The organism is Skermanella aerolata KACC 11604 (genome assembly GCF_000936425.1).
Classification (GTDB): domain Bacteria; phylum Pseudomonadota; class Alphaproteobacteria; order Azospirillales; family Azospirillaceae; genus Skermanella; species Skermanella aerolata.
The window spans coordinates 1-9,434 of sequence record NZ_AVFK01000095.1; the positions used below are offsets into that span (position 1 = coordinate 1).

Here is a 9,434-nt window from a genome sequence, read left to right on the forward strand (position 1 = left end):
GGCCCTTCAACGTCTTCGCACGTCCGATCCAAGTTAACGTGACAATGCCCCTCGGCTTTTCCCGACAAGTTGACGATGCCGCGTTATCACCGCGTTGCCGCCGATGCCCTCCGAATCACCGCTTGACACCTTACCGACCGGTAAGTAACAATCCATTTCACGGAGGATGGAATGGTTCGGAAGAGCGTCGCGATAAAATCGGTTCCTCGGGGCGGCGATCCAGGCCGCGCCGACAATATCCGCCAGATCATCTTCGAACGGGCCATCGATCTCTTCGACGTCAAGGGTTTTCGCGGCACCTCGATGAACGAGATCGCCGAAGCCTGTGGGGTCAGCAAACCGGCGATCTATCATTACTTCCGCAACAAGTCGCATCTCCTGGAAATGCTCTATGAATCCATCACGGCCGAGTTCTTCCGAACGATGGAGAAGCTCGCCCACTCCACGGGCGACGCCAACGCCAGACTACGCAGGCTGATCAGGCTCCAGACACTCCACAACATCGAGAACCGCCGGTTCCTGACCATTTTCTGGCGCGAGCGCCACGAGTTCGACGAACTGTCGCGGACCGCCTTGGCCATCCGCGAGCGTGAGTTCGAGGCCTGGGTGATGCGGATCATCGAGGAGGGGATCGCATCGGGCGAGTTCCGTCAAGCCGATGCCAGGACCGCCGCATTCGGCGTCCTCGGCCTCCTGTCTACGGTCCATCGCTGGGCCCCCTACACGGAACGTCAGCCCAACGAAGTGGCCGACGAGATCGCCGACCTGCTGCTGGTTGGCATGACGGAAGAAAAAGCGCCGGAACGGCGCGTCATGGGAGAAGAAACGTGCGATTTCCAAAGCTGCTCGAAGGAAAAAGAGTCCTAGTCACCGGGGGAGCAAGCGGGATCGGCGCCAGCGTCGCGGCGGTCTGCGCCGCCGCCGGCGCCCGGGTGGCGGTCTCCGACCTCGACGGCGACGCGGCCTTCAGGACGGCGGAAAGCCTGCCCGCTGGAGAGGCGTCCCACACGGCCATCTCCTGCGACGTCTCGTCATCCGCCTCGGTGGATGCCGCCTTTGCACAAGCAGCGGAAACCTTCGGTAGCCTGGACGCGGTCGTCAACTGCGCAGGCATCTGGCATCCGACCGAGGATGGCCCGATCACGCGGGTCGAGGACGCCATCTGGGACAAGGTGATTGCGGTCAACCTCACTGGCACCTTCTATGTCTGCCGGGCTGCCGTCCGGCTGATGGAGGAGCAGGGGGCCGGCAGCATCGTCACCATCGCCTCGGTCGTCGCCATCACCGGCTGGGAAAAGCTCAACGCCTATTCCGCGTCCAAGGGCGGCGTGCTGTCGCTCAGTCGGGCACTCGCCATCGAGTGCGGGCCCAAGAACATCCGCGTCAATTGCATCTGCCCCGGCGTGATCGAAACGCCGATGACCGAGAAGGTGCTAGCGTACTCGAAGCCCGTCGTGCTGCCGATTGGCCGTCTCGGCAAGCCGGACGACATCGCGGGTACGGCGGCGTTCCTCTGCTCCGATTTCTCCGGCTTCACGACCGCCTCGACGGTCGTCGTCGATGGAGGGTTCAGTGCCGCATGACAGGGGACAACCTGAAACGGCGGGGTTTCCGTACCTGCTCTCCGATGTGGTCGCCGACAATGCCCGGTGGGTGCCCGACCAGCCGGCGCTGATCTTCGGCGACCAGACGCTGACCTGGGCCGGTTTTGGCGACAAGGTCGCCAAGATCCAGCAAGGATTAGCCGAACAGGGCGTCACGCGGGGAACCCGCGTCGCCATTCTGGACAGGAACTCCGACGACTATGTCCTGCTCGGCTACGCCCTGGCCGGCATGGGCGCGGTGCTGGTGCCGGTCAACATGTGGCTGCGCCCGGCGGAGATCGCGTACATCCTCAACAACTGCCAGCCCCTTCTGCTGGTCGTCGGCGCCGAGTTCCTGGCCGCCGCCCGCGAGGCGGTCGAGACGCTACAGGAAAAGCCGCGTTTCGTTTTGAGAAACGCCACGAAGGATGACGGTGACGGCGTCGCGTGGCCGGAATTGCTCGACGCACCCCGCCGCAAGCAAGTCTCCCGCGCCCAGGGTTGGGATGACGCCCATCTCGTGCTCTACACCTCGGGCACCACGGGCCGGCCCAAGGGCGCCATCATCTCGCACCGGAGATCGGTGCTGGACGCCCTCAACGCCCTGCCGGTCTTCGGGATCAAGCAATTCGAGCGGTTCTTCTGCTACATGCCGCTGTTCCACACCGGTGCTTGGGATTACTTGAAGCTCTACTTCATGCAACGCGGCGCCGCCGTTATCGCCGAACGGTTCGAGCCGGAAAGCGCCGTCGCCCAGATCGAGCGGCACCGCTGCAACGGCATGTTCGGCGTTCCTCTCGTCCTGCGCCAGATGGTCGAGAGCAAGGCGTGGTCCACGGCCGACATGTCGTCGATGCGGCTGATCGCCTACGCCAATTACGACCCTTCCACCCTGATCCTGCGGATCGTTGACGCCTTCCGTGAACGGGGCGCCGCCAACCTCGGCATCGCGAACGCCTATGGCTTGACCGAGGGTGGGCCGTATATCTGCATCAACCGGCCCGAGGACGCCCTGAAGCGCCCCCTGTCGATCGGGGTTCCCGTTCCGGGCTTGCAGGTCGCCCTGCTGGACGACCAGATGGCGGAGGTGCTGCGCGGCGAGCTTGGCGAGATCTGCGTGCGCGGCCCAGCCCTGATGAGTGGATATCTCAACCGGCCCGAGGCGACAGCGGAGGCCTTCGCCGGTGGCTGGCTCCACACTGGGGACCTTGGCCGGATCGACGAGGACGGCTTCGTTCATCTGATCGACCGCAAGAAGGACATGATCCGTTCGGCCGGCGAAAACGTCTTCGCCAAGGAGGTCGAACTTGTCCTGATCGGCCATCCCGAGGTGCGGGATTGCGCGGTCTTCGGCTTGCCCGACGTCGACTACGGCGAGCGCGTCGTGGCGGCCGTTGTCCGCGACGGCTCCTCCGGGATCACCGGCGAGGCGCTGGCCGCCTATGTCCGGAAGAAGATCGCCGGCTTCAAGGCACCCCGTCAGGTGGTCTTCCTGGACGAGTTGCCGAAGACCCCGGCGGGCAAGATCAAGAAGCACGAAATCAAGAAGAGCTTGGCCGACCCAGCCGCTTGAGCGGCTTTCGAGACCTCGCCCCGAAGCGAAAAACAAACGCCAAAAATCAAGTGGGAGGAACGGCAATGGTGAACTTGCGTCCAAGTCTCGCGACCTGTCTGATCCTGGGAATGGGTATCCTGCCGATGATGGGCGTCGGCACCAAGGCGGCCGACGAGATCGTGATCGGCGAGATCCACCCCATCACGGGCCCCGCCACATTCTATGGCCTGCCGGAGAGCCGCGGCGTCCAACTCGCTGCCGAACACATCAACAAGGCCGGCGGCATCAAGGTTGGTGGTAAGGAATACCAGATCCGCATCGCGACCGAGGACGACCAGGCGAGCCCGACGGTGGGTGTCGCTGCTCTCCGCAAGCTGGTGTCGGCCGATGTCCGCTTCATCGTCGGGCCGCTGGCCAGCGGCGTCGCCCCCGCGCTGAAGCCGATCGTGGAGCGCAACGACAAACTGACCCAGTTGATCGACGGCACGATCGCCGAGAACATGACCAACGGAAAGAACATCTTCCGTAACCAAGCGACCGTCAGTGGCTATAATGTCGCCGTCGCGGAGCTGTTTAAGGCCAAGAAATATCCATCCGTTGCGATGATGACCGACCGCTTCCACGCCGGTTTCATGAACTCGCAAAAGGAACTCGCCGGCAACCTCAAGGAAATGGGCGTTTCGATCGCCAGCGAGGACTACTACAAGCTTGGCGATACCGATTTCTCGGCTGCGCTGACTAACCTGCGCGGCCGGAACGCTGAGGTGCTGCTGATCCGGGGATATCCCGCCGAAGGCGCCCTGATCACCAAGCAGGCCCGCCAACTCGGCTTCACCGGCCAAGTGGTCTGGGAGATGGTCTCACCACCATCCACCGTGTTGAAGAACATCACGGCTGCCGAGATGGAGGGCGTGTTCAATTGCATCCCGCCGACCACCGAGGACTACGTCAAGCTGGGCGACGAGAAGGCGATGGCGCTCGATAAGGCCTATCGCGCCAAGTACAACGAAGGTCCGGGCGAGTTGACGGCGCTCAGCTACGACGCAGTATACATTTTCAAGGCCGCCTTCGAGAAGGCCGGATCGCTGGACAACGCCGCCGTCAACAAGGCGATGGCCGCGCTCAAGGTCTCGGATATTCCCGAACTGGTCACCCGCTACACGCCGCAGCCCGATGGACGCCTGTTCGCGGCGGACGGTCAGGTCGACCTGCGCGGCGAGGTCAGCGTCTGGCGCGGCGAGGCGTGGGAACCGGCGCGGCTCACGGACTGAGTACACGGCCTGAGTACACGGACCGGACGTCCCTCCTAGCCAGAAAGACCAGCCTTCCAACCGATCGGAGACGAGCGATGATGCTTGAACTCCTGCCTCAACAGCTTGCCAACGGGCTCGCTCTCGGCAGCACCTATGCCCTTGTGGCGCTGGGTCTGACCCTGATCTTCGGGGTCCTGTTGATCCCCAACTTCGCCCATGGCGAATTCTACATGCTGGGCGCCTTCATCACCTATGCGCTGGTGGCGTCGGGCCTCAACTTCTGGCTCGCCATGACCACCGCCGTGGTGCTGGTCGTCCTGATCGGTTGGATCGTGGATCGCGTGGTCTTCCAACCGGTCGCCGCGGCACCGGGGCATGGCTCCGGATTGAGCCTGATGATCTCGGCCTTGGCCGGATCGATCATCCTCCAGCAACTCGCGACGATCATATGGGGGACGGAGGCCCGCACCATCCCGGCGCCGATGACGGGCATGGTTCGGACATCGCTGTTCACCATCACCTATCTCCAGATCACGATCATCGCCACTCTGGCGGTCGCTTGGACGGCGGTCTGGCTGGTGCTCCACCGGTCCCGGCTGGGTCTGGCGATCCGGGCGACCTCGCAGAACCGGGACGCGGCGTTGCTGATGGGCATCCGCACGACGCGGGTCCGCCTTGCGACCTTCGCCCTCGGCGCTGCCCTCGGCGCCGTCGCCGGAGCCCTGCTCGGCGCCACCTTCCCGATCTATCCGTCGATGGGCGTCAACCCCGTGCTCAAGGCCTTCGTCGTCCTGGTGATCGGCGGCATCGGCAGCCTGCCGGGCGCCATCGTCGGCGGTCTGGTGCTGGGGATGGTCGAGGTCATGGTGGCTGGCTACGGCTCCAGCCAATTCCAGGACATCGGCACCTTCCTGATCCTGGTGGCCGTCCTGCTGATCAGGCCGCAGGGGCTCTTCGGACGGGCGCAGGTGGAACGATGACAGGCTCCAACAGCTTTCCCCGGACGGTGATCGCCGCTTCCGCCGTGTTCATCGCGTCCTGCGCCGTGGCGTTCCAGCTCAACGACTATTACCTCTACGTCGTCACCATCGGCGCCATCTTCGCGGTGCTCGCCGTCTCCTTCGACGTGCTGCTCGGCTACACCGGCTACCTGTCGCTGGCCCACGGCGCCCTTTACGGACTGGGGGCCTATTCCTGCGCGGTGCTGACCGCCAATCACGGGTTTGGCTTCTGGACGGCCTTGCCCATCGTGGGTCTGATCACCGGCGCCGTGGGAGCCATCGTGGCCTTGCTGTCGTTCCGGACCCGGGGCCTGTACTTCGCGGTGCTGACGCTCGGCATCGGGTTGATCGGCCACCAGCTGTTCCTGGTGTTCGACGAGGTCACCGGCGGTGTCGGCGGCTTCGTCGGAATTCCGGGACCGGAACAGCCGGACTGGCTGCCCGTGTCGCCGATCGCCTATTCGGCGCTGCTGGCCTTGGCGCTGCTCTGGGTCACCTTCGTCGCCGCGGCCGCCTTCGTCCGATCCAACTTGGGGGCCGCGTGTCTCGCGATCCGGGAGGACATCACGTTGGCGCGGGCGCTTGGCATCCGCGTCGCCGGAGCTCGCCTAGCCGCGTTCACGTTCAGCGCCGTCTTCGCGGGTTTGGCGGGGGCGCTGTTCGCCTCGATGTCCAACTTCATTGCGCCGGAAAGCTTCACGGTGCTCGGCACCGGCTTCCAGCTCGTGGCTCTGGTCGTCGTCGGCGGGATGGGAACTCTTTGGGGACCCATCGTCGGCGCCATCCTGCTGACCGCGCTGCCGGAATCTCTGCGGGTGGCGGCGACCTACAGCCTGCTGGCCTATGGTGTGCTGCTGCTGGTCTTCGTGATCTTCGCGCCGAAGGGCATCGCCAGCCTCCTGAAAGCGGCGGTCAAGGCCTTGCCAAGAGCGCCTCAGCCAGGGCCCGAAGCGACGCCGCTCCGTCGGGAGGTGACGTCATGAGCCTGCTCGAGATCAAGGGGGTGGAGGCAAGGTTCGGCGGCGTCGTGGCATTGGCCGGCGTCACGCTCGACATCCCCGAAGGCGTCATCTTCGGCCTGATCGGCCCCAATGGCGCCGGCAAGACCACGCTGATCAACGTCGTGTCCGGTCTGGTCAAGCCAACTGCCGGAAGCGTGACCTTCGCGGGAGAGGGCGACGGACCCTGGCCGATCGCGCGGTCGGTGTCGCGCGGCATCGTGCGCACCTTCCAGCAGACGCGGGCGTTCCTTGGGTTGACGGTGCGTGAGAACCTACGCATCGCGGCCGTCTCTTCGCCCGATCCTTCCTGTATCGAGGAATTGGTCGAAGCCTGCGGGCTTGGTCCCGTCCTCGACCGCACCGCCGGAGATCTGCCCTACGCAACGCTCCGGCATCTTGGCATCGCGCTTGCCCTCGCCTTGAAGCCGCGCCTGCTGCTGCTCGATGAGCCCGCCGTCGGGTTGGAGGCGGCGCAGGTCGAGCGGCTGGGCGCCTTGATCAGGCGCTGGCACGCCAGCGGCATCACCGTCCTGCTGGTCGAACACAACGTCCGGTTCCTGATGGAGATGTCGGATAGGGTTGCGGTTCTGGACCGGGGTGCCGTGCTGTTCGAAGGCACCCCCACCGAATGCCAGGAGCGGCAGGAAGTCATCGACGTCTATCTCGGCAGGAGGCACGCCGATGCTGCGGATTGACAACCTGAGCGCCGGATACGACCGGCTCGAGGTCCTCCACGCCGTCAGCTTCTCGGTCGAGCGGGATGCCCCGACGGTGATGCTGGGCGCCAACGGCGCCGGTAAGACGACACTGTGCCGCGTCATCACCGGCCTGATCCCGGCGCGAGACGGTGGCATCTTCCTGGATGGCGCCAACATCACTCGGCTCGATCCGTCCGACCGGGTCAAGCGCGGGGTGGCGCTGGTTCCCGAGGGCCGTCAGGTCTTTCCCGACATGACGGTGCGCGAGAACCTCAGGCTCGGCGCCTATGTCCATGGCGAACCGGGCCCCGCCGAGTTCGACGCGGTGTTCGCCATGTTCCCCATCCTCGCGGAACGCCAGAACCAGCGCGCTGGCCTGCTGTCGGGCGGCGAGCAGCAGATGCTGGCATTGGCCCGGGCGCTGATGTCGCGGCCCCGCCTGCTGCTGCTGGACGAGCCCAGCCAGGGGTTGGCGCCCAAGGCGGTCGCCTTGGTGGCGGAGACTGTCAACAGGATCGCTGCGATGGGTGTCGCCATCCTGCTGGTCGAACAAAACCTCATCCTCGCCGAAGCCGTGGCGCGCCACGTCGTGGTGCTGGAAACGGGAACCTGCGTTGCCGATGGTTCGGCCAGCGAGATGCTGGTGAGCGGTGCCGTCGAGGACAGTTATCTTGGTAAGAAACGGAGACATTGAAATGACTTACGAGAACCGCTTCGTGAAAGTCGAGGTCGATCGCGGCTTGGCCGTGGTGACGCTCGACCGGCCGTCCGCCAACGCCGTCAGCCTGGAGGTCTACGACGAGTTGCGCCGCACCTTCCACCGCCTGGGCGAGGACCCCGCGATGCGGGTGGCGGTCTTCACCGGCGCCGGCAAGGTCTTCTGCGGCGGCAACGACGTCAACGACTTCGTCGATCTGGACTTCGACAAGGCAACCGAATACCTGGCCCATGTCCGCCTGACCTTCAACGCCATGTACGACTGCCCGATCCCCATCGTCGGTGCCATCAACGGCGCCGCCGTCGGCACCGGCATCGTGCTCGCGACCTTGTGCGATGTCCGCATCGCGTCGGAACGCGCGGTCTTCGCGCTGCCGGAAATCGACGTCGGCGTGCTGGGCGGCTCGCGCCACGTCATGCGGTTGGCGGGGCAAGGAATGACGCGGCTGATGATGTACACCGGCCGCCGGATCAAGGCAGACGAGGCGCTGCGCGCCAACCTCGTCGAGCAGGTCGTCGGCCCGGACGAGTTGATGCCGACCGCCATGGGGCTCGCCGAGGAGATCGCCGAGAAAAGCCCGCCCGCCATCCGACTCGCCAAGCAGGGCCTCAACCGGACCGAGATGATGCACCTGAAGGAGGGCTATGAGTTCGAATGCACCCTGACCGCCGCCGTCCGGCGCACGCCCGAGGCCAAGGAGGGAGCCCTGGCGTTCCTGGAGAAACGGCGCCCCGCCTACGCGGACCGGGGGTGACCCAATGTTCAAGGTCGAACGCGACGCCGAAATCGCCGTCATCCGGCTCGACAACCCGCCGGTCAACGCCGTCAGCTTCGAGCGGTGGCGCGGCCTGCCGCCGCTTCTGGGCGAGCTGGAGAGCGACGGCGTCGCGGCTCTGGTGTTCACCGGATTGCCGCAGCGTCATTTCTGCGGCGGCAACGATTTCCGGGAATTCGCCAGCCTGACGCCGGAACAGACGCTGGCGGGCACCGGCGCCGTGCGAGACGCGCTCCGCGCCGTCCACGACAGCCCGGTCCCATCCATCGCCGCCCTTCACGGGGCGGCGATGGGCAGCGGGTTCATGCTGGCCTGCGCCTGCGATTTCCGGTTCGCCACCTCCGACGCCAAGCTCGGACTGCCCGAGGTCAAGGTTGACGCCTTCGGCGGCTACCGGATCGTGCGCGAGGTTCTATCCAAGGGCGAGGCGCGGATGCTGACCCTGACCGGCCGCCCGGTATCCGGCGCCAGGGCCCACCAGATCGGCTTGGTCCAGGAACTGGGCGAGACGCCCGACGCCGTCCTCGCACGGGCATTCGAGGTCGCCCACGAACTGGCGGGCACGCTAAAGGGGCGGATGCGCGCCGGGATCAAGTCCACCCTCAACCGCGAGGACGAGCTTGACCTGTGGACCGCTTACGATCTGGAACGCGACTTCGCGTCCTCGGTCATGGGGCAGGCGATGGCCTTGGCGCGTTGATTCGCCTCAGCCGATCTGCTTGGTGCCGTTCGGGGCGTGGTAGGCGCGGATGACTTGACTGTCGTCCGCGTCGCCCTCACCCCGGCCAGATGTTGCCAGGAGGCATTGTCACGTTAACTTGGATCGGACGTGCGAAGACGTTGAAGGGCC

General features: G+C 65.4%; 10 protein-coding genes. All 10 read left to right on the forward strand.

All coding sequences use genetic code 11. The features are described 5' to 3' along the window. Nucleotides 1-171: 171 nt before the first annotated feature. The 10 genes from N826_RS37475 to N826_RS37520 all read left to right on the forward strand — a co-directional run bounded on the left by N826_RS37475 (nucleotide 172) and on the right by N826_RS37520 (nucleotide 9,284). Nucleotides 172-867 (forward strand): TetR/AcrR family transcriptional regulator, encoded by a 696-nt coding sequence (locus N826_RS37475; RefSeq protein WP_063772375.1) that lies wholly within the window; start codon nucleotides 172-174, stop codon nucleotides 865-867. Then, on the forward strand, nucleotides 828-1,583 hold the full coding sequence (locus N826_RS37480; RefSeq protein ID WP_186818123.1) for an SDR family NAD(P)-dependent oxidoreductase: 756 nt from the start codon (nucleotides 828-830) through the stop codon (nucleotides 1,581-1,583). Before N826_RS37475 ends, N826_RS37480 begins: the two co-directional genes overlap by 40 nt. Further along, the gene (locus N826_RS37485; RefSeq protein ID WP_211099498.1) at nucleotides 1,573-3,156 is read left to right on the forward strand and encodes a class I adenylate-forming enzyme family protein; all 1,584 of its coding nucleotides are present in this window, start codon (nucleotides 1,573-1,575) and stop codon (nucleotides 3,154-3,156) included. The genes N826_RS37480 and N826_RS37485 overlap by 11 nt, the downstream gene beginning before the upstream one ends. Nucleotides 3,157-3,221: 65 nt before the next feature. Beyond that, the gene (locus N826_RS37490; RefSeq protein WP_211099499.1) at nucleotides 3,222-4,409 is read left to right on the forward strand and encodes an ABC transporter substrate-binding protein; all 1,188 of its coding nucleotides are present in this window, start codon (nucleotides 3,222-3,224) and stop codon (nucleotides 4,407-4,409) included. Between the two features lie 77 nt (nucleotides 4,410-4,486). Beyond that, nucleotides 4,487-5,371, forward strand: coding sequence for a branched-chain amino acid ABC transporter permease (locus tag N826_RS37495; RefSeq protein ID WP_211099500.1), 885 nt, complete (start codon nucleotides 4,487-4,489; stop codon nucleotides 5,369-5,371). After that, nucleotides 5,368-6,375, forward strand: coding sequence for a branched-chain amino acid ABC transporter permease (locus N826_RS37500; RefSeq protein WP_084721528.1), 1,008 nt, complete (start codon nucleotides 5,368-5,370; stop codon nucleotides 6,373-6,375). The genes N826_RS37495 and N826_RS37500 overlap by 4 nt, the downstream gene beginning before the upstream one ends. Continuing rightward, nucleotides 6,372-7,088 (forward strand): ABC transporter ATP-binding protein, encoded by a 717-nt coding sequence (locus tag N826_RS37505; RefSeq protein ID WP_044437588.1) that lies wholly within the window; start codon nucleotides 6,372-6,374, stop codon nucleotides 7,086-7,088. Before N826_RS37500 ends, N826_RS37505 begins: the two co-directional genes overlap by 4 nt. Continuing rightward, nucleotides 7,075-7,785 carry an ABC transporter ATP-binding protein gene (locus tag N826_RS37510; RefSeq protein ID WP_044437589.1) on the forward strand — a complete coding sequence of 237 codons (711 nt, stop codon included), beginning with the start codon at nucleotides 7,075-7,077 and terminating at the stop codon, nucleotides 7,783-7,785. The genes N826_RS37505 and N826_RS37510 overlap by 14 nt, the downstream gene beginning before the upstream one ends. 1 nt (nucleotide 7,786) lies before the next feature. Continuing rightward, nucleotides 7,787-8,563, forward strand: a complete 777-nt coding sequence (locus N826_RS37515; RefSeq protein WP_044437590.1) for an enoyl-CoA hydratase-related protein — start codon at nucleotides 7,787-7,789, stop codon at nucleotides 8,561-8,563. A 4-nt stretch (nucleotides 8,564-8,567) separates the two neighbouring features. Next, on the forward strand, nucleotides 8,568-9,284 hold the full coding sequence (locus tag N826_RS37520; protein ID WP_044437591.1) for an enoyl-CoA hydratase/isomerase family protein: 717 nt from the start codon (nucleotides 8,568-8,570) through the stop codon (nucleotides 9,282-9,284). The last annotated feature ends 150 nt before the right edge of the window (nucleotides 9,285-9,434 follow it).

Bases quoted from the DNA above. Each gene is read 5' to 3' on its own strand.
- N826_RS37500 (WP_084721528.1), top strand. From the start codon at position 5,368: ATGACAGGCTCCAACAGCTTTCCCCGGACGGTGATCGCCGCTTCCGCC.
- N826_RS37490 (WP_211099499.1), top strand. From the start codon at position 3,222: ATGGTGAACTTGCGTCCAAGTCTCGCGACCTGTCTGATCCTGGGAATG.
- N826_RS37510 (WP_044437589.1), top strand. From the start codon at position 7,075: ATGCTGCGGATTGACAACCTGAGCGCCGGATACGACCGGCTCGAGGTC.
- N826_RS37495 (WP_211099500.1), top strand. From the start codon at position 4,487: ATGATGCTTGAACTCCTGCCTCAACAGCTTGCCAACGGGCTCGCTCTC.
- N826_RS37515 (WP_044437590.1), top strand. From the start codon at position 7,787: ATGACTTACGAGAACCGCTTCGTGAAAGTCGAGGTCGATCGCGGCTTG.
- N826_RS37505 (WP_044437588.1), top strand. From the start codon at position 6,372: ATGAGCCTGCTCGAGATCAAGGGGGTGGAGGCAAGGTTCGGCGGCGTC.
- N826_RS37520 (WP_044437591.1), top strand. From the start codon at position 8,568: ATGTTCAAGGTCGAACGCGACGCCGAAATCGCCGTCATCCGGCTCGAC.
- N826_RS37475 (WP_063772375.1), top strand. From the start codon at position 172: ATGGTTCGGAAGAGCGTCGCGATAAAATCGGTTCCTCGGGGCGGCGAT.